The 19800-nt window shown below is 44.1% G+C and carries 16 protein-coding genes; 11 read left to right on the top strand and 5 right to left on the bottom strand.

The features are described 5' to 3' along the window. Nucleotides 1-136: 136 nt before the first annotated feature. On the top strand, nucleotides 137-2152 hold the full coding sequence (locus CH376_RS08875; protein WP_100787213.1) for a cag pathogenicity island protein CagA: 2016 nt from the start codon (nucleotides 137-139) through the stop codon (nucleotides 2150-2152). A gap of 95 nt (nucleotides 2153-2247) precedes the next feature. On the opposite strand, the gene CH376_RS08870 is transcribed toward CH376_RS08875, so the two are convergent. Beyond that, nucleotides 2248-2787: a DUF1564 domain-containing protein gene (locus tag CH376_RS08870; protein ID WP_100787212.1), complete on the bottom strand. Its 540-nt coding sequence runs from the start codon at nucleotides 2785-2787 to the stop codon at nucleotides 2248-2250. 856 nt (nucleotides 2788-3643) lie between these two features. On the opposite strand from CH376_RS08870, the gene CH376_RS08855 reads away from it, so the two are divergent. From CH376_RS08855 to CH376_RS08840, 4 genes are read left to right on the top strand one after another with little or no spacing between them, the layout of a single operon-like run. Further along, on the top strand, nucleotides 3644-4837 hold the full coding sequence (locus CH376_RS08855; RefSeq protein ID WP_165781811.1) for an LCP family protein: 1194 nt from the start codon (nucleotides 3644-3646) through the stop codon (nucleotides 4835-4837). Nucleotides 4838-4842: 5 nt separating this feature from the next. Beyond that, nucleotides 4843-5214: a ribosome silencing factor gene (gene rsfS, locus CH376_RS08850; RefSeq protein ID WP_100787172.1), complete on the top strand. Its 372-nt coding sequence runs from the start codon at nucleotides 4843-4845 to the stop codon at nucleotides 5212-5214. A gap of 36 nt (nucleotides 5215-5250) precedes the next feature. Next, complete coding sequence (locus tag CH376_RS08845) at nucleotides 5251-6789, top strand: MBOAT family O-acyltransferase (protein WP_100787171.1); 1539 nt, start codon at nucleotides 5251-5253, stop codon at nucleotides 6787-6789. Next, the gene (locus CH376_RS08840; RefSeq protein ID WP_100787170.1) at nucleotides 6767-7972 is read left to right on the top strand and encodes a hypothetical protein; all 1206 of its coding nucleotides are present in this window, start codon (nucleotides 6767-6769) and stop codon (nucleotides 7970-7972) included. The genes CH376_RS08845 and CH376_RS08840 overlap by 23 nt, the downstream gene beginning before the upstream one ends. Before the next feature lie 142 nt (nucleotides 7973-8114). Here the strand turns inward: CH376_RS08840 and CH376_RS08835 are convergent, their stop codons facing one another. Next, entirely contained in the window at nucleotides 8115-10265 is a 2151-nt protein-coding gene (locus CH376_RS08835; RefSeq protein ID WP_100787169.1) for a thioredoxin domain-containing protein, read from the bottom strand. Between the two features lie 15 nt (nucleotides 10266-10280). On the opposite strand from CH376_RS08835, the gene CH376_RS08830 reads away from it, so the two are divergent. After that, nucleotides 10281-11963: a TolC family protein gene (locus CH376_RS08830; RefSeq protein ID WP_100787168.1), complete on the top strand. Its 1683-nt coding sequence runs from the start codon at nucleotides 10281-10283 to the stop codon at nucleotides 11961-11963. Between the two features lie 398 nt (nucleotides 11964-12361). Here CH376_RS08830 and CH376_RS08825 read toward each other — a convergent pair whose 3' ends face one another. Then, nucleotides 12362-12994: a class I SAM-dependent methyltransferase gene (locus tag CH376_RS08825; RefSeq protein ID WP_165781810.1), complete on the bottom strand. Its 633-nt coding sequence runs from the start codon at nucleotides 12992-12994 to the stop codon at nucleotides 12362-12364. A gap of 36 nt (nucleotides 12995-13030) precedes the next feature. Further along, nucleotides 13031-13822, bottom strand: coding sequence for a hypothetical protein (locus CH376_RS08820; protein ID WP_100787166.1), 792 nt, complete (start codon nucleotides 13820-13822; stop codon nucleotides 13031-13033). 110 nt (nucleotides 13823-13932) lie between these two features. Here CH376_RS08820 and CH376_RS08815 point away from each other — a divergent pair, with 110 nt between their 5' ends. Then, nucleotides 13933-14361, top strand: coding sequence for a MarR family winged helix-turn-helix transcriptional regulator (locus tag CH376_RS08815; protein WP_100787165.1), 429 nt, complete (start codon nucleotides 13933-13935; stop codon nucleotides 14359-14361). Between the two features lie 208 nt (nucleotides 14362-14569). Here the strand turns inward: CH376_RS08815 and CH376_RS08810 are convergent, their stop codons facing one another. Beyond that, the gene (locus CH376_RS08810; RefSeq protein WP_100787164.1) at nucleotides 14570-15520 is read right to left on the bottom strand and encodes a cytochrome-c peroxidase; all 951 of its coding nucleotides are present in this window, start codon (nucleotides 15518-15520) and stop codon (nucleotides 14570-14572) included. Nucleotides 15521-15719: 199 nt separating this feature from the next. Here CH376_RS08810 and CH376_RS08805 point away from each other — a divergent pair, with 199 nt between their 5' ends. The 4 genes from CH376_RS08805 (at nucleotide 15720) to CH376_RS08790 (ending at nucleotide 19596) form a co-directional block, all read left to right on the top strand. Continuing rightward, entirely contained in the window at nucleotides 15720-16913 is a 1194-nt protein-coding gene (locus CH376_RS08805; protein ID WP_100787163.1) for an NAD(P)/FAD-dependent oxidoreductase, read from the top strand. A 2-nt stretch (nucleotides 16914-16915) separates the two neighbouring features. Further along, nucleotides 16916-17914, top strand: coding sequence for a sigma-70 family RNA polymerase sigma factor (locus CH376_RS08800; RefSeq protein WP_207767204.1), 999 nt, complete (start codon nucleotides 16916-16918; stop codon nucleotides 17912-17914). Nucleotides 17915-18073: 159 nt separating this feature from the next. Further along, nucleotides 18074-18925 (top strand): alpha/beta fold hydrolase, encoded by an 852-nt coding sequence (locus tag CH376_RS08795; protein ID WP_420843539.1) that lies wholly within the window; start codon nucleotides 18074-18076, stop codon nucleotides 18923-18925. Between the two features lie 83 nt (nucleotides 18926-19008). After that, nucleotides 19009-19596, top strand: coding sequence for a Crp/Fnr family transcriptional regulator (locus CH376_RS08790; RefSeq protein WP_100787210.1), 588 nt, complete (start codon nucleotides 19009-19011; stop codon nucleotides 19594-19596). Nucleotides 19597-19800: the final 204 nt, after the last annotated feature.

Here is a 19800-nt window from a genome sequence, read left to right as displayed (position 1 = left end):
CTTTCCTTCCATCCGATTTTTTACCGTTCCAAAATGTCTTTTTATAGAAGAAAGTAAATCTCATTTTAGTAGATTCAAATAATTGTTTACTTTTCAAATTTTCGAAATCATTCTATACAAAAATAGGGTGATCAAGATGAGCTTATGGTTTCCTTTTCTGTTTCTTTTTTTATGGATGCCCTTCTCGATCTTTGCACAGGCGAAACCGTCTAAAATTTATGTCCATAAATTGACCTTGGAAGGAAATCTCAACGCCGGTTTGGAAAACCGTTTTAGAAACGGAATCATCAATTCAGTCCTCCACAACTTCGAAGGAAAATATACGATCGTGGACGACGAATCCATGATCATTCTTTACAAACAAGTCGAAGCTCTTCAAAAGATGGATTGCTCGGATGAGATTTGCATCAAACAGATCGCCGACGCGATCGACGCAAACGAAGTCATTTCCGGAACGATCTCCTCTAAAAACGGCCTGATCTATGTATCTCTTCGAAATCAAACGAGAGATTCTAAAACTTTGTCTTATTCCATCAAGTCCACGTTTCAGATGGAGTTTCCCGAGTTTCTTATGGATTACTACGCCGGAGAATCGGGAAGAAAACTTTTAGATCCGAAATACAATCCGGACTTCAATCAAATTCCTGCGTCCGCGAGCGGAAACATGAGCGTCGCGTTTCTAAAAATCAAACCGGTTCCAGGGACGAATCTCAATTCTATGGAATTTAAAACTTCCGATAAAATTTTAGAAGGAGTTCTGGAAGAAATAAAGGAAGAATTGGATCAGGCCGCAAAATACGCGCTTTCCAAGGACTATTCGGAATCTACCGAGATTTACTCGCGCATCTTACACGCGTTCGACGATCGACTCTCTGAAGAATCGCGCAAAAAATTAGGATCGTTTATCAGACAAATTCAAACGAGCATCACCAATAACTACAGTTTGGAATATAAGGAAAAGATAAACGACTTAGACCGGAATCTTTTCGAAAACAAAAAGCAAACTCCGGAAGATCTCGAAAAGCATCTAAACGCCTATGTCTTGTTAGCCGAAGAATACTCTTCAAAAGTGCCCGAAAAACACAGACAAATTCAAATCCAACAGAGCATCCAGGAAAGAAAGGATCAGGTGGAATCCGCTCTGTTTTCCTTAAAGGAAAAAGAAGCCGATCAGGCTTATTCGATTTTTGATTTTTCTCTCGCCTCCAAATTGTATGAAACACTTTTGAAGGATCTCTCTTCCAAAACGGGGAACCAGTACAAATCTTACAAAGAAATCATCCAGAAAAAAGCGGAGGTTTCGGAAAAAACCGGCCGGTCTCATCTTACGAATCGTTTGGATACTCTTTTTCTTCGAATCGAAAAGGAATTTACCGCGGAAGCATTGTCTTCCACGGAAAGGGAAAAGGAAGAACATCAAAACGCGATTCACGAAGCGTTTCGGGACGGAATCGTGACCTTGGCGAAGTCCGAATTCGCCGGTCTTTCTCAAATCGAAAGAATTAAAAAAGAAATCAGAAGAGTGAATCAAAAACTCAAAGAGCCGATTTCTCTTCAAGAACAATTGAATTCTCTTTTGCACGAAGGTTTAGAAACGCAGAATCCGACTCAGATCATCAACAGTCACCAGCTTGGCGCCGATTGGGAATCCAAGACAGGACTTTTCTGGGGTTCAGCAAAGTCCAAGTTAAAGGACATTTTAGAGACGGCGGTCAAACTTCCGAATCCGAACGGTGAATTCAAAAAACTCCTGAACATTCATTTTGTAGAAAACCAGACAACCCTCGGCTCGTCCGATCAAAAAACATTCAACTTATCGAATATTCCAACTTCAGAATTCGCTAAGAAGAAAACAAAAAGACAACCTTCTCAAAAGGAAACGTATTGGGAATCCGCGAGAGGAAGTTTTAACTGGTATCAAGCAAGTCAGATCTGTAGTTCGAGGGACCTTCGTCTTCCTACGATTGAAGAATTGGAAGATTCTTACGAAAGCGGAGAAACCGAATCCTGGACCTCTAACGACGAAGACAAACGATACTGGTCTTCGTCGATTTCGATGGGAGAAAACGGGGCCTATAATTTGGATGTTTTCAAAGGTGAGATTCGTTGGGACCATTTGAGCAATTACGCCGGGGTTCGTTGTTTGAAATAGGCCGATGACGTCCGATCTTTGTTTTGGACGAACTAAGAGACTTTTCGTTTTAAATTTCCTTTTCCCGCATTTCCCGGAAAGGGAAATGCGATTCGTTAGTCGGGAAACCAATCCCTGTAGTCTAATACGTAAAAAAGGGAGGCAGGATCGGTTTGAAGCCGACAAAATACCCGATTGTCAAGTAGATCGAGGTGGAGGATATAGCTGTAATATCTGTGAAAAGTGGGAGCTCCCGCATTCACAGTTTCCACGATAGAATCTCCAACTCCCAGCTCTTCCAACCAAAGCAGATAATTAAAGAGATAACAACGGGAAACCCCGTGAGCCTGAGCGAGCATTCCTAAAAAAGTCCAACTTCCGGCGCTCAAACGGATATTGACCCGTTTCATTTTTCCCTTTCCGGGGCTCGACTGATACAATGTCCTCCCCGCCTTTTCTCCAAGACGGTTCGTCGCAGTCAGATATTTTCCGTAAGTCCTCAACAAATAAGGAATCTTTTTCGGTAGAACCTTTGCGTTTTTTTCACACCAGCGATCCAAAGTGCTCTCAGGAATCAACAGAGTTACGGTTTCCATCCGATCCTCTTGGAGCCTAGAAGAGATCTCTTCGTCTTCTCTGAAAGTTAAATATCCCATATCCCTTACGGTTCCCAACTCCTTCCAGAGAACGCGCTTTCGGTCAATTTTTTTCAAAAATCCTATTATTTTCCAGAAATTCCTTCCCGACAAACCTTTCACGAGGAATTCCTTTTTCTCTTACAAAGACAGCGCCACGTTCGCCGTTCGAACAAAATCGTCTTGAATTTTCAAAACTTACGGACTTCCGACTTTTAATCTTTCGAAACGGATTCGACTAAGGCTCTGCCGCATCTTCAAAGTTCATCAGGCAAAAAATAAGGGAACCCTCTTCGCGCAAAAGAACATTCAAATAACTGCATATTCCTTCATCCAAAGGGGCGGAACCTGCAACCACTCGCTCGATCGACTCGGATCGGAATTCGCAAAATATCGACCTCGCCTAAAAAAGAGTCAGCTCACCCGGGCTCATTTTGATTTTTTCTTCGCGTGAGCGGGCTGAAGGGCGCGAAGCGTCCTCGAAGAGGACGAGCGGGAATCCGCGAGCCCGTAAGCGCGCGACTCGAAGCGCCTCCTTAAAAACAATATTCTAAATAAGGAATATTCCGCGAGAGGCACGCCCGAACTTATACCGAATATATCATTCTTTCCCGCATTCAAATTCGGTTAGAAAATTCCTTCTTATCGAATTGCCCAAAGCCCGTTTTAGACGGGCCCCGTTTCGATTTTTTTCTTTCATCGAGGAAAACTCAAATCCTGAGTTGTTTCGAAGTTCCTCGGCAAAATGTGATCCTTCTCGATGCAGATTTTTTTTGCGCCAATCTAAAGGAAGAATCTTTCATCGTTCTCAAAGCCTGCCGCAAGTTACTCGTTTCGATCGTTCTACAAACGCAAAAGAATCGGATAAAATAACCGTTTGACAGTCAGCTTTTCCGGTTTGAAATGGAATCGAGGCACAGAATTGGAGTCGAAAGAATCTTCTAAAAAAACATCGGGTTGGCTGCTTTATATCGCAGCCGGGATCCTCTTATTTTCCGCACTCATCTTTCTCATCAGCAAATTCAATCGAACCGGTCTGGAAGAAAAAATCGCCGCCGGCAAACCGATCTACTTTCTATTTCATGCCGTCGGCGATTCCGAAGAATACGAATTCGGAATCTTAGCGACCCTCTTTCCTTCGAACAATCGTTGCGCTCTCTATTTCATCCATCCGATCACTTCTTTCGACGACCCGGACGATTCTCTCGACCTCCTCAAATCGGGGGCAAAGTCTTCGGTAAAAAGCGCAGTCACCGATCTCATCGGAACCAAACCTCATTATACGATCAGCCTCTCCGCTTCGAATTGGATTCGAATCGTGGATCTCCTCGGCGGCTTGAGCATCTACATGGACAATAGGACCGTTCGAAATTCTTCCGAGTACAATCGCCAGGACGGGGTTTATACGATGTCGGGTCAGGACGTCTACGACTACGCTGTCACGATGGATAAAAAGGAGAATCTGGATTATCTGGATCGTATCAGCCGGGAAGAAAGCGTCGTCCTGACTCTTTACGAAACTCTAAATCAGAGAAAAGAATTCCTCACAAACCCTCTTCTGATCTTCGCGCATAGCCTCGTAGAAACCGACCTTTCCAAAGAAGATTTTATCAGCCTCGTCAAGTTCGTTAATTCCAGAAGAATTCAATTCGGCATCTCCGAACTTCCGGGCGAACCGCTCAATGACCCTAAGACAAAAAAAACTTATCTCAAAACCGATATCGCGAGAGCCAGAGTCGCCTTTCGTAAATTTTCAAAGGACATGAACTCGGACGTTTTCGCCGACGCGGAATTCGGAAGAACCGAAGTTTTGAACGGAACCGAAGTGGCCGGCCTTGCAAAAGACGTGCGTAGCATTCTTTCCGATAAAAGAATCAAAGTTTTGGCGGCCGACAACGCTTGGAAAAAAGGGTTTCCGAAAACCGTTGTGATAGACCGCTCGGGCAACACCGCGATCATGGATAGAATCTCTACCGTTTTGGAAAAAGCGGAAGTGCACCACGTATTGAGAAAGGATCAGGGCTTGGACGCTACCGTCGTCGTCGGCTCCGATTACGAACCGAGAAAATAATTTTCATGAATTCCGCTCCGAAACAAACACCCACTACCAAAGAAATTCTTCAGATCATCCACGACATCATGGTGGATAAAAAATGCGAAGAGATCAGCATACTCAACTTGGAAAGCGTCAACAGCTATCTGAGCTATTTTGTGATCTGCACCGTGAACTCCGCCGTTCAGGCAAACGCCGTCGCAAGAGAAGTAAGAAAAACATTAAAAGAATTTAAACTTTCCCACAAGGAAGCGGACAAAACCGGGACCTCTGCGACATCCGGCTGGACCCTGCTCGACTTCGGTGAAATCATCATTCATATCATGACTCCCGAAAAAAGGGAATACTACAATTTGGACAGACTCTGGCGAGACGCCAAGAGAATGGAACTCTAAAGGGGATTTCGTTCCTTCCGGATCGGTCGATCGAAAATGATTTTTAACTCCGCCGTCTTTATTTATTTTTTCCTGATCGTCTTAGCGGTCTGTTATTTTTTCGCCGCTAAAAAAACTTCGAGAAGAATTCAGAATATTTTTCTCCTAATCGCTTCCTATACTTTTTACGGATGGTGGGACTGGATCTTCCTGATTCTCATCATCTCCACTTCCGTTTCCAACTTTTACATCGCACTCCTCATCGAACAAAAAGAATCTCCCAAGATCCGGGGCTGGCTTTTGTTTTTGGCGGTCGTCATCGACATGGGAATGCTCGGATTCTTTAAATATTATAATTTCTTTATAGAGAACCTCGGTATCGCCGTCAAAACCTCCGCCGGACTTTTCGGAGTGGAAGATCCGACCCTTTTTCAAGACGCCACTTTTTTACAGATCATTCTTCCCGTAGGAATCAGCTTTTTTACGTTTCAAACCCTTTCTTACGTGATCGACGTCTACTTTCGTAAACTCAAGGCGGATACGAACCTAATCGATTTTTCCCTTTTTGTCTGCTTTTTTCCTCAGCTTGTCGCCGGACCGATCGAAAGAGCGGGAGACCTCCTTCCGCAGATCAAAGAGGACAGAAAGATCAATCTGGATCTTTTTTACAAAGGTTGTCTCTTACTCCTCGTTGGTTACTACATGAAAACCTATGTGGCGGACAACCTCGCGGAGCTGGTCAATCTCGTTTTCTTGGACAATCCTCTGATCTACAAGTCGAATCCGGATTTAGCCGGAGGCCATTCCGCGATCCATACGATCCTCGCTTTTATTGCGTTCTTTTTTCAGATCTATTGCGACTTCGCCGGTTATTCTTACATCGCGAGAGGCTCGGCGTTCCTACTCGGATTCAACCTGAGCGAAAACTTTATCACTCCGGAATTCAGCGTAAACTTCAGAGAACTCTTTCGGAGATGGCACGTTACGCTCAACCGCTGGTTCACTGACTACGTTTACATCCCGTTAGGCGGAAGCAAGGTAAGCAGGCTTTACAATTTTAGAAACCTCTTTATCATCTTCGGGCTTTCCGGAATCTGGCACGGAGCGAGTTGGAATTTCGCCTTCTGGGGTTTGTGCTGCGGACTTTATATCGTTCTCTACATGATTTTTCGTGAACCCTTCGACCGACTCAAACTTTTCGCAAAGACCAAATTGCCGGTCCTCAATCACGCGTTCTTTACTAATGGCTTTTTCTTCTGGTCCTGTTTTTTCACGACGTTTATGTTCGCGATGACTTCGATCTTTTTCAGGAGTTACGATGGAAATCACGCCAAAATTCTTTTCTTGGGAATTTTCGAAAACTTCTTCACTCTCAGGGGTCCGAACGATCAAATCAGCGTTTTAAATTATTTTACGGAAATTCTGAAAGTAATCGGGCCTCTCCTCGTCTGGGATTATTTCCATTTTAAGAAGAATTCTGTTTTCTTTATATTCGAAAAACCTGCTGTGATTCGGATTCTTACCTATTTATTTTTCTTCTACTGTATAGTTCTGAAAGGTGTGTTCGGCAAAAATGTCATTTACTTCGCTTTTTAAGAATAAAGTCGTTTTAACCGTTCTAACGATCGTAATCGGAGTGGAACTTCTTTCCCGATTCACAGATATCTATTTTTACGAACATACGGAAGTATTTTTAGTAAATAACGTTCGAAAAAAAATGGAATCCGGAACTTTGAACTTCAAAGGTCTTGTTTTCGGAGATTCCAGAAGTATGTCTTTGATCCCGTCCAAGGAATCGAACGTCTATAACTTCAGCCTTCCCGCCATGGGAGCGAGATACTACCCTCACTACCTCTCCAAGTATCTCCGGGCCGGAAATTCAAAACCCGAATTTATCCTCTTCGCATCCAGTCCCGGATTGATCGCCGCGGGTTACGGAAATCCGATCGTGGATCCTGCGCTTATCAAATACGTTCAACCGAACATGGGTCTTCCCGAATATTTAGAGACCCGTTTTGTTTCCGGTTTAACATATAAGAATTTCGTAATGGAAAGCGGTAAAGAAAGTATGCAGAAGACGGTTTCCGAAATCAATTGGAAATTCTTTTCGCATAGGATTCTTCATCTTTTTTCCATAGGAGAAATGTTCGATCAATACAAAGGACCGGAGTTACTCTACGTCCTTTCCGCTTCGATACCGAACATATTCTCCACGTATCGTTACAGAAAAGCGCTTCTCAACGTATTCTCCTTTGAAAATTACAAACCGGCCGAAACGACGATGAAACTCGACTGCGGCTGCGAAGAACTCTATACTCCTCAGTGTATGGCTCCGGAAAGCAACGTTCGCGACAATCGTTGGATCGCGGATAAAATCTCCTTTCAAAACGGGGGTTTGAATATTTCGGATCGTATCAAACCGCAACACGCCCTTCTCTACCAGATGAGTCAGGACAAACTCAAAGAAGAAATCCTCGCTCCCTATAAGGAAGAACCTCTATTCGATTTTTCGGCCTTTGAAGATTTTCTAAAATATACGCAGGCCCAAAACATTCAGGTGATTTATCTCGTGATGCCGTTTCCGGATTACATCGAAAATACGGGATACTTTCAAAAATTCTGGAAAGCCTTCGAACCTCTTAAGACGAAGTATCCTCATCTCAAAGTGATCGAATTCGAAAAACCTTTTTTAAAACCGGAGTTTTATTCCGATCAAATTCACTTGAATTGCCGGGGCGCGAAGGTTACGAACGAAATGTTTCGAAAACTTGGATATTGAAAAAGAAGAATCCGTTTGTTTCCACTTTTGAACCGGAGTAACCGGCGTTCCGCCTTTCGGAACACCCGATCCGAAAAGTAGGAACTCCTTCTTTTTCAACTCCACGGCAAAACCAAGTTCCCCGGCAGAATGCGGGAACTCCTTACTTCAGCTGTTTTTCCAGTTCTTCAACGGAACTTGCGGGGAGTTTGCAGGAAAAATTCTCGCAAACGTAAACAAGCGCCGAACCTCCGCTGTCCCGACCCGCAAAAAGAGAAGAAAGTTTTCCCGCCTCTTCCACTTCGTCCTCGTTGATCACCGCGATCGCGGCTCCCGGGAGGTATTTTTTTTGAAGCGCGGCCAAGAGTTCCTTCCCGGAAGCCGCGTCTTTACGAATTAAAACGATCTCCTGAGAATGATTCTTATACCTCCAATACGCGGAAAGCATATACGGATAACTGAGCGCATGCGTGGAAAGTTCTTTCGTGAAATACAAAAAGATCGACTCAGCGATTCCGCGATAACGATCCGAGTCGACTCCGAGCGAAGACAAACGAACCAGCGAATCCGCCAAAGAACTGTTAGCCGAAGGTTCAACTCCGTCGTAACCGTCCACACTTCTTCTCAAAAGATTTTCTCCGTCGTTTCCGGTATCGTAAAAAACCCCGGAAGGAGAACGAAACAAACGGATCGCATCTTCCATCCACTCCACGGCGAGTTTCAAATAACGAACCCCGCGTCCCGCCTCGAAAAGAGAAATCGAAGAGGAAATCATCTCCGAATAATCATTACTATATCCTAATATACCGGATTCTCCGTCTCGAAAACGACGCAAAATTCTTCCTTCTTTCGAGATAAGATTTTTTTCCAGAAAAGAAAACGTTTCTTCCGCGAGGGCCAGAAATTCTTCCTTCTGGAACGCGGTCCCCGCTTTTACGAGGGCCTTGACATACAATCCGTTCCAAGAAGTAAGAATCTTATCGTCCCTGAGAGGACGGATTCTTCCGCTTCTTCTTTCTAAAAGTTTTTTCCTTCCCCTTTGCAAAGCGGTTTCCACTTTTCTTTTTTGTTCTTCTGTGAAACTCGCGGTGCCGATCCGAAAACGTTCGTGCAGAATATTCTTCCCTTCGAAGTTTCCGCCTTCGGTGACATTCCAATATCTTTCCAGAAGATCCGAATCTTCTCCGCAGACTTCTCGAAATTCTTTCAGATCCCAAATATAAAAGAGACCTTCTTCCCCTTCCGAATCCGCGTCTTCCGCGCTGCAAATTCCTCCTCCAGGAATTCTCATATCACGATGCAAATACAAAATCACATCCGTCGCAAACGCCTCCGCGGGAATCTTGGATGATACTTGGGAACATTCCACGAGCGTTTCCAAAAACAAAGCATTGTCATAGAGCATCTTTTCAAAGTGCGGAACGAGCCAGTGATGATCGGTAGAATAACGGCAAAGACCTCCTCCGATCTGATCGGAGATTCCTCCTTGTTTCATCGCGAGAAGAGTATCTTCCGCCATTTCCAAAGCCTTTTTGTTTCCGGAAGAATGATGGTATTTCAGCAAAAACGAAAGTCCCATACTCGGCGGAAATTTGTTAGTATGATTCGTTTTGAATCCGCCGAAATCAGAATCGTAATATCCTTCATACAATGCAAACCCGGATTCAAAACAATTCTCGGAAGGAAGATCTCCTTCCGCTTCGGTTGCCGCGCGGGTTTCGCCGGATTCTTTTAGATACTGGGTCAACTCGGAAGAAGCAGCAATCAACTCTTCCCGTTTTTCTCCCCAGACCTTGTTTAAGATATTCAAAACTTCTAAAAAACTCTTTCTTCCGTATTTCGGCTCCGGAGGAAAATAAGTTCCGCCTGTGATCGGCTTTCCCTCGGGTGTCAAAAAAATATTGAGCGGCCATCCGCCTTGCTGATCCATCGCGTGCAAGGCGTCCATGTAGATTCGATCGATGTCGGGTCTTTCTTCTCTGTCTACTTTGATCGATACAAAATGAGAATTGAGAAAATCGGCTATAGTTTGATTTTCAAAGGATTCCCGTTCCATCACGTGACACCAATGACAAGTCGCATAACCTATCGATAAGAAAATCAGTCGGTTTTCTTCCTTTGCTTTTGCGAAGGCTTCCTCACCCCAAGCAAACCAGTCCACCGGATTGTACGCATGTTGTTGGAGATATGGACTTTTCTCTTTGATAAGTCTATTAGCGTTTCGCTGATTTAAATTCATTGAATTGTTCCCTTTTAAACTCCTAAAACTCATTTTTCGATTTGTAAAAAACTTCCTGAATTCAACCATGTCCATTAAGTAGGCACTTACATGGACCACAAAAAGGAAAGGACTCGCAGAAAATTCAGAAATATTCTCATCTCCGGAACCATCCTTTTTGCGGCGATTCAACCTGCTACTTCTCAGGAATTTAAAGCCGACGAAGCCTTCATGGAAGAAGAAAAAAAATCTTCCGAAGGGAACCTAAACGATTCTAGAAAGGTACTCCGTCTGACGCTCAAAGAAGCTGTCAATTACGTTTTGGAAAAGAACATTACGATTCAAAACGCAAAAATGGAATACGTAAAAGCCGATGGCGGCGAATTGAAAAACGAATCTCAATTCACTTGGAATTTAATCGGTGGAATTACGGTTTTCAAAACCACTCTTCCAAACAACCGAAATAACGTCTTCTTAGGAACCAAACAAAGTCAGGACAAAATCAGCGTCGGGATCGAAAAGAATTTCAAAACCGGAACCTACGCAAAATTAGAAGGAAGTACGACCCGTTTCGATACGAGCGCCTTTGAAGATCCTGCGTCCACACCCTCAAGTTTGTCTTCCTTGGCGATCCCTCCTCAGTACACGAGCGCGCTTACGATCACACTGAGCCAAGAACTCTTAAAATACGGATTTGGGAAAACTCAAAAAGACAAAGACGCAATCCTGAGACAAAATACCGTCATCAAAAGAGAAGAACTGATCTATACCCTTTCTCAACTGGTGGTTCAAACCCTGGTTCAATATTGGAGTTTGAACATCTACGATTCCAACGTAAAAACCTTGGAAGAATTGGAATCCAACACGAGAAACATCCGCGATTTGACCGCGAGAAAGCGGAATTTAGGCCTTTCCGAAGGATTTGAGGTCAATCTCTGGAGTTCCATTCTTTTCCAAACCGCGGGGAATTTGGACAAGGCAAAAGTTTCCAGAAGAGAAGCCGAAAGAACTTTGATCCGAATTCTAAACGCGGATCCTTCCTCTAAAATCGAGGGAGTTACCGATCTTCAGGAAACCGTTCCCGCGGATTTTAACGTAGAAAAAGATTATCTCTACGCGCTCGATCACAGAACCGATCTAAAAAATCTTCGCAAACAAAGAGAAATCGCGGAACTCAACCTAAGAATCAAAGAAGCGGAAGACATGCCTTCTTTGAAAGTTTCCGGAGCTTATTCCACAAGAGGACAAAATATCGTCGCTCCTCAGCAGAATATTACGGACACAAATCGAGGAATTGCTTCCTTCAAATATCCGGAAGCCTATGCTTCTTTTCAATTTTCTTATCCTCTTTGGGACAAAGGAATCAAAGCCGATATCCGAAACGCAAAACTGGACGTTGAGAATTTACAAAAAAAAGAAGCCGAACTCAAACTCTCCATCAAAGAAGAATTAGAAAATCGTTATGCTGCGATCGTTTCCGGAAAGGACATCTTCGAAGGCGCCAAAAAAAGAAGAGACGAAGCCAATCGATATTACAGAGGTCTTTCCGAACGTTTTAGACAAGGAAGATTCACCGCGGTCGCGGTTAAGACGGCTCTTGACAATTTGATTCAAGCGGAACTTCAAGTCGCTCAGACAAAAATTCAGTTGAACATCGATATTCTAAGATACGAACTCGCGAAAAATCATATCTTTGAAAAGTTCGGAGTGGATCCTCAGGAAATCATCGATCGTCTGATGAAGATGGCCGATTCCAAACAGGCGAATCTGGATACGACGGCTCCTACAAAGTGAGCCGATTGTTTCCGATCGTCTTTCAATTTTCATCTCCGAACAAAAATCATTTCCCTTCACCCGAAAATTAGTTTTTAAAGTATAGGTTTTGGCCCGTCTCCCCAATCCTCGAAATACAAGATTCGAAAGATTTGTCGGAACTACGACGGCTCTTCTGTAAAACTCGCCCCCGCCCGAATTTCGGGCGGAGGGAGGATGAGCGACTCACAGGGAGCGAATCATTGAGGTTCGGAGGCGGAAAAAACGGAGAGACTTTCTATATCACAGAATCTGAATACTCTCAAGAACAAATTTTGCAGCGATTCTTCTGTCGGAACTCCGACAAAAATCCAGAGTCAGATCCTATTGATTCCAAAGAGAATTTTCAAAACTCAGGTTTTAGGTTTTGAAACAGGTTCTTATTTGATCGCAGTTCCGAATATATGGGGTCGGATCGGCAAAAAGATCGTCGGCAACGTAAGACTTTCGATTTTCAAACTCGAAAAATCCGCGTTCCGAAGGGTTTGATCCGTATCTCTGTTCAGATGACAGCCTTCAAAAAACCAAAGCCATGGCCTAAATACAATTCTTTGAATCCGCTCGATCCAAGATCCCTGTTTCGCGGCAACGTGTTCCAAGAAGATCAACCTGCCTCCGACTCTTAAAACACGTTTGATCTCTTTCAAAACCTGATCCGGTTTTTCGACGGTACAAAGAACCAGACTGCATACGACCGCATCCACGGAAGAATCGGGAAACGGAAGTTTTTCAGCGGATAAATTCATCAGTTTCGTATGGATCGAATACTTCTCCGAATTCTTTTTCAAAAGAGAATGCATTCCCTCGTTCGGCTCCACCGCCAAAAGAGTTGTGCCGGGATTGAAATATCTTAGGTTCGAGCCGACCCCCGGACCCAACTCGACGATCGTATCCGGCAGATCTTCAAAAAGAATTCTTTTTATCTTCCGGTATTTGTAGTGCATATATCCCTGAAGAGTTTGAAAAAAGTAGGCGTTTACGAAACTAAGAGTCGGCGTTTTTTGGACACACATGACGGGCCCTCCCATCCATTTTAGAATATTATGATTTTATATTTCTTTTTGATTTTCCGGATTCCAGTTCCCGGGAACCATCCATAACGCCTCGGAATACGCCACACATTTGCGGTCCTCAATCCGATAGATCGCGGTCCCAGGCGTCCTCTGCCTGCGATTCCTTCCTATTTCCCAGGACAAAATCGCATACGGAACTTCCGTGAATAAACTCTCCAAAATTCTTCCGCGCAGTTTTACGAGAACGATCATCGTCGGATCCACGTAAGAGACCGCAAAACCTCCGGGACAATCCAACGCCGCCCACACGATTTCGTTTCGAATTTTTCCGTCCGCTCCGCCTAGATCCTTCCAAGGGTTCCAGAACGCGCCGTGAAGATGGCTGAAACCTTTTTGATCCGCGATCTTCGCGGCAAATATTCTCATACCGTCCTCGTGATTTCGTTTCGGACCGCATACGAAACAAGTAGGAAAAGGATGTCTCTGAAAACCCAGGTATTCCTCTTCCGGATTCCGAATGTCTTCCAAGATGGAAGAAGTCAACTCTGGAACATCCATAAAGAATTCAGGATCCTCCTGAGCTTCCGCGATGACCGCGTCGGTTTCTTTACTCAATAATTTAATTCCATTCGTGCCGGAATTTAGAGAGTAATACAAGGTTTCGTTCAACGGACCGGGCGATTTGATTTTAATAACCGCCGCGTCTTTCTGAATCGGATTCGCCGTAATTCCCGCGATGTATCCCCCGTTTCCGCTCTTAGGAGGGCCGCAGTATTTTTCGTTGATCTCGATAGTTTCAAAGTTAAAAGTGGATGAAGTTTGTTTCATAAGGATTTGTGTATATTTCGAACGGGATCGGTCAACGTAATTGATCGAAAGAAGAATCTCCGATGTCAGTATTTGCTTTTAGTACCAAGTATTTTTAGGAGTTCCGTCGTATGAGCGTACAACCCGAAAAAATCGTACACCTCCTCTCCGGTATTTCGGAAAGGATCTTTTTTAGTCTTTCTTTAAGTTACAAAAAGGAAGGATACAAAGACATAAGCCCGCCTCAAGGAGCCGTCCTCTGCGCGCTTCGCAATAAGATGCCGGAGTCTATGACTTCTATCTCGAAGAAAGTTTTCAGAGATCGATCGACCGTGACACAAATCGTAAAACGATTGGTCGCTAACGGTTATGTGGAACGGTTCAAAAATTTGGAGGATTCGCGGATTTCCGAAATCATCTTAACCGAAAAAGGAAAAGCCGCGAGGGCCGCGGTGATTCGTTCCTCCCGAAAGATGTTCGCGAGAATTTACAAACACACTACTTATGATGAAAGAAGAATCCTGATTTCACTTCTAGAAAAAATCGATTCCGGAAACTGACATCTCTTGAAAACGTTTTCTGAAATAAATTTCCAAATTAAAAAACGGATCGTTAAGCTGCTCGTTTCGATTCTTATCTAAGACCAGTCCCTAAATCCGGAAGGACCGAAAAAATCCAGTTTCTAAAAGTAAAATCCTTTGTATGAATCCCGCATTTTAGATTTCGCAAAACGCGCTCAACCCGATCCGAAAAACGACGTAGAAAATTCTAAGCTCTCGGAATCTTTGGCATCTCGAGAGGATGCGATTCCCCTTCTAAGGATTTTAAAAACTCGATCAGATCTTTTTTTTCTTCCTCGGTGATCGCCGCCGGTTTCAAAAGGGGATCCTCTATGGAACCTTTCGAACCTCCGCTCACAAAATGATTCACCACGTCTTCCAACTTTTTGAATTCACCGTTGTGCATGAATTCGTTCTTTTTACTGACGTCCCTCAAACTAGGAGTTCGAATCTTTTGTTTGATCCCTTTCAGTCCGGTAGTATGCCGAGTCGAATCCGAAAAATTCGGTCCGTTGTGGCACTGATTGCACTTTGCCTTATTCATAAAGACGTCCATCCCGCGTTTTTGAGAAGAGGTCAAAGCGGATTCTTCCCCCATCACGTAACGATCAAACTTGGAATTTTTCGAGATGATCGTTCTCTCAAACGCGGAGATCGCTTTTACGATACGATCCATGTTGATCCCGGGAGAACCGAAGGACTTTTCGAAAAGTTCCCTATATTCCGCCACTTGATTGAGTCTAGCGACGATCGTCTTCTCGTCTTTAAGCATCAACGCGGTGTGAACTCTTTCTTTTACGATTTCTTCCAGATCGTTCGCCTGCGGATCCGTAAAAACGTCCTTATACAGAGCAACGTTTGTCAAAGGAGGTGCGACGGATTTATGAATTTGATTTCTAGGAGCGGAACTTGTCTCCGAATTCTGTATTTCCACGGAATGACAGATCGCGCAGTTCGTATCGCCTTTGAGAGAAAGTCGCTTATCAAAATAGAGCAGCTTTCCCAATTCCACCTTGTCCTTGTTGTAAGGATTGTTGCTGGGATGAATTACGTTCTTTACCACGAAACCTTCCAGTTCCGCTTTTTGAACGGGTTCTTTGCAGGCCAGGAGCGCGAGCGACAAATAGATTCCGAAAAAAATGGACAAAATCCTAAACATGTTGGACCATCCTGGGTCAATGGTTTGAATCCCAAGCTCATCTGTCAATTCGAATTTAGAACAATTCTAATTACACATTCAGAAAAGGAAAATCGGCCGATTTTCTAAAGGAAGAATCTAAGAATCTCGTTTCGAAATTTTTTCTTTCCCGTCACGAACCGGCCTTGAAACGCGTCTTCCTTTTGAAACGGAGGCGGACATGTCGCAAACCCATAAAGTTTTGATCGCGGGAGGAGGTTACGCTGGAATCATCGCAGCCAACCGTCTTGCTAGAAAAAAACTTCCCTTGGAAATCACTTTGATTACCGCAAAAGAAGAGTTTCAGGAAAGAATCCGAAATCATCAAGCGCTCGCGGGAACTCTCAAGAAACAATATTCAGTACGTTCCCTGCTGCACGACAAAGTAAATCTGGTAATTTCTAAAATCGAAAAAATCGAAGTTCAAAAAAAACGGATCGTCTTAGAAAACGGGAAAACACATCCCTACGATTTTTTGATCTATTCCCTCGGGATTTCAGGATCGAAAGTTTCCAAATTTACGGAACAATACGTGCAACTCACGGAGCCGGACGATTGCGGCAGAATGTTCGGAATTCTTAAAAAAATGAAAACCGCGAACGTCACCGTTTTGGGAGCCGGACTCAGCGGAATCGAAGCAGCTTCCGAACTCGCGACACAATTCCCGGATATTCAAATCACGCTCGTCGACGCGGATATCCTCGGAAAAGGATTTTCTGCGGAAGCGATCGTTAAAATAAAAGAATTCTTTTTGAAAAACAAGGTTAGATTATTAGAAAATTCTAAAATTCTAAAATATGAAAAAGATCGGCTCGTTACGATCGAAGGAAAGACGATCCTCCACGACGTCTGCATATTGGCGAACGGATTCTCCGCCTCTCCGATAGGAACGGCCGCGGGTTTGAGAACCAATCCGATCGGTCAGGTTTACGTGAACTCGTTTTTGGAAGTGGAAAATCATCCCGAGATCCTCGGAGCCGGCGACTCTGTGCAGATCGTCTCTTCCGGTTACGATCACCTCAAGATGGCTTGTGCGACCGCGCTTCCGATGGGAATCTACGCCGCGGAAAGATTGTCCTATCGACTGGGAACAAAATCTAAAAAGGGAAAAGATTCGTTTTCCCTCGCTTACTTGGGTCGAAACGTGAGCTTGGGAAGAAAGGATGGAGTCATTCAAGAATCGGAACCTGACGATTCTCCGACTCGAAAAATTTGGACTTCCAGAAGCGCGGTCTGGATCAAAGAGTTGATTTGTAAATTTACCGTGTTGTCTTTTCGTTTGGAAAAAAGATTCGACTTTTATTTTTGGAAATCCTTTCCCACTATCAAAGAAGAGTTCCGCGCGGACGTTTTGGCGACTCCAACGGAGAAATGATCTTGGACAAACTCGGACAATTTTTAGAACACAAAACTCTCGTCTTCGGAATCGCTTATCGTATGACGGGAAGCGTCAGCGACGCGGAAGATATCGTCCAGGAATCCTTTCTTCGCTGGGAACGTTCCGGCAACGAAAACATTCGGTCTCCGAAAGCCTTTCTTTCCACGATCGCAACGAGACTTTCCTTGGACATGCTTCGAAAGGTAAAAAATAAACGGGAGACCTATATCGGCCCCTGGCTTCCGGAACCGATTCCTACGAGCTCGGATACGGAAGAACCGGATCCGGAAACCCTGGACCTCGCCTTTCTTCATCTATTAGAAAAATTGAATCCGATTGAAAGGGCCGTCTTCATTTTAAGAGAATCCTTCGATTTGGACTACAAGTTGATCTCCGAAGCCGTCGGGAAAACGCAGGACAACTGCAGACAAACGCTCAAACGCGCGAAGGATTCCCTCAAATCCGGAAGAAAAAAGTTTTCTCCCGATAAGGAGACGAAAAGAAAACTGCTCCATAGTTTTTTACTCGCTGCTTCGAAAGGCCAACCGGAACTACTGCTTCCGTTTCTAAAGGAAGATATCGAACTCTGGTCGGATGGAGGAGGAAAAGTACACGCCGCTAGGATTCCTCTTTTCGGGAAGGAAAGAATCGCGTCCTTTCTTATCCGCACTTCGAGAAATAGACTCTTCTCCAAAACGGAATTCTTCTTTACCGAAACGAACGGATCCGAAAGTATCATCGTCTATCATCGGGATCGGCCGGTTTATCTCAGAAGTTATCTGATGGATGAAAACGGAATCTCTTATATCTATACGATGATGAACGAGGACAAATTCTCCGCTTACAAAGATAAAAACGACCTGCTCGAAAGAGGAATACTGGTCCCTCTCGAATTCTTCCTTCTTTTTCCGAAGTCGGCTTCCGCAAATCGTCAACCGCCGGTTTGGACCAAACCTCTTTTGAAACTCGTTCACTGGGCGATCTCCCGAAAAAAGTAAATTAACATAGGATAATCGAATTCCTCCGTTTTGAAACTCTTCGAACCTTGACATTTTTTATTTCCCGATTCAGAATTCCTGAGTATGAAACTTCGAACTCAAATTTTTACGATCTTTTGGATCGGACTCGCGATGATCGTTTGTTCGGGAGGACAGGAAATGCAAACCGCCGCTACGGAAAAATCCACAATCCAATCGGAAGAAAAACCTTCCGGAATATTTCAGAGCAGACAAGGTTCCATCGCGTATTGGATCCGTGGAAAAGGAGAAACGTTGATTCTCCTTCACTCCGCAGGTCCCGGTCACGATCATAGGGACTTCGACGCGGTCGTTCCCAAGTTGTCCGAATCCTTTCGTGTGATCAGCGTGGATTGGCCCGGTCATGGAAGTTCCGGATTTCCGAATCCTGTAGATTCCGCCTCCGCGGTGTCTTACGCGGATATTCTTCCGGAACTCGTGGAACTTCTCGCTCCGAAAGGCGCTGTTCTGATCGGTAATTCCCTCGGAGGTTACGCCTCCATGAGAATTGCATTAGATAAGCCTAATTTAGTAAAAGGTTTAATTCTCGTGGATACCGGCGGGATGAACGATCCCGATTTCAAAACGAGAATGTTCGTCAAACTCATGAGTAGTCTTTGGTTTACGGGAGCGACTTGGAACGCATTTCCGAACTATTATATCAAAGTGGAGAATCCTTATACAAAATCGATTCTTACGAGAATCGAGGAACGGAAAAGAGTGGAAGGTTCTAAAAACGTCCGGGCCGCGATCTGGAAAAGTTTCTCCGATGAAAGACACGATCTCAGAGAAAAGGTAGCAAAGATCACGGCGCCGACTCTGATCGTCTGGGGAGAAATGGACCCTGTGATCGTGCCGGAGCTGGGAGAAAGGCTTCACGACAAGATCAAAGGTTCCCGGCTCGTTTTTTTAAAAACGGGACACGTTCCTTTTGCGGAGGATCCGGAGGGATTTCTCGAAGCTGCGATTCCTTTTCTGAAATCGATTCGTTAATAAGATTTGCCAAAAACTCCTTTCGAACTTCACTGAAGGGAGTGGCTGATTTTCAAATCAAAGAAAGCGATCCGGAATGGTGGATGATCTATGAAAGGGTCAATTCTATGTCTCCGATTCCAAAAGAAGTCTGGTCCCAATCCGGAATCGTATATTCTGTCCGTGAACTTTCTTACGGAGACTTTCTCGTCAAGCAGGGAAAAATTCCCACCGAATATGCGTTTGTTTTTTCCGGGGTTCTGAGGGAATACTATCTCACTCCGAACGGCGACGAGTACATAAAGAGTTTTAATTTTCCCGGAGAATTTACCGGTTCCTACTTCGATCTTCTTTCAAAACAACCGTCCACTTGCAACATAAGGGCCATCACGGATTGTAAACTTGCCGTCGCCGACTTTGAGAATCTGAATTCTCTTTTTGAAACTCATATCGCTTGGGAACGTCTCGGCAGGAAGGTTGCGGAAAATCTTTTTCTAAAAAAGGCGAAAAGGGAATACGAACTTCTCGCTTTGGACGCGGAAGCGAGATACAACATTTTAAAAGAAGCATATCCGAATATAGAAGATCTAGTTCCGCAGTATCATATCGCTTCTTATCTCGGAATCACAGCGGTTTCTTTGAGCAGAATCCGTTCCAAGTCGGGTAAAAACAAAAAGACAGATTCGAAATAGGTGGAATGTCGGAATTATATGAATCGAACGGAAAGACAAAATTCTAAAAATAGAATCTTAATTTGATATATTCTAAAATTTGAATGTTTTTTGCGGGAAGCTTTGATACGTCTCGCGCCGTGTGCGACTACGGCAATCGCGAAAAGCGAAACATCCATTCACGGGTTTGAAAGGCCTTTTTTGTAAGTGAGCGACTTTGTCCCA

The sequence above is a fragment of the Leptospira adleri genome (genome assembly GCF_002811985.1).
Taxonomy (GTDB): Bacteria; Spirochaetota; Leptospiria; order Leptospirales; family Leptospiraceae; genus Leptospira; species Leptospira adleri.
This window is presented reverse-complemented; position numbering and strand designations above follow the sequence as displayed.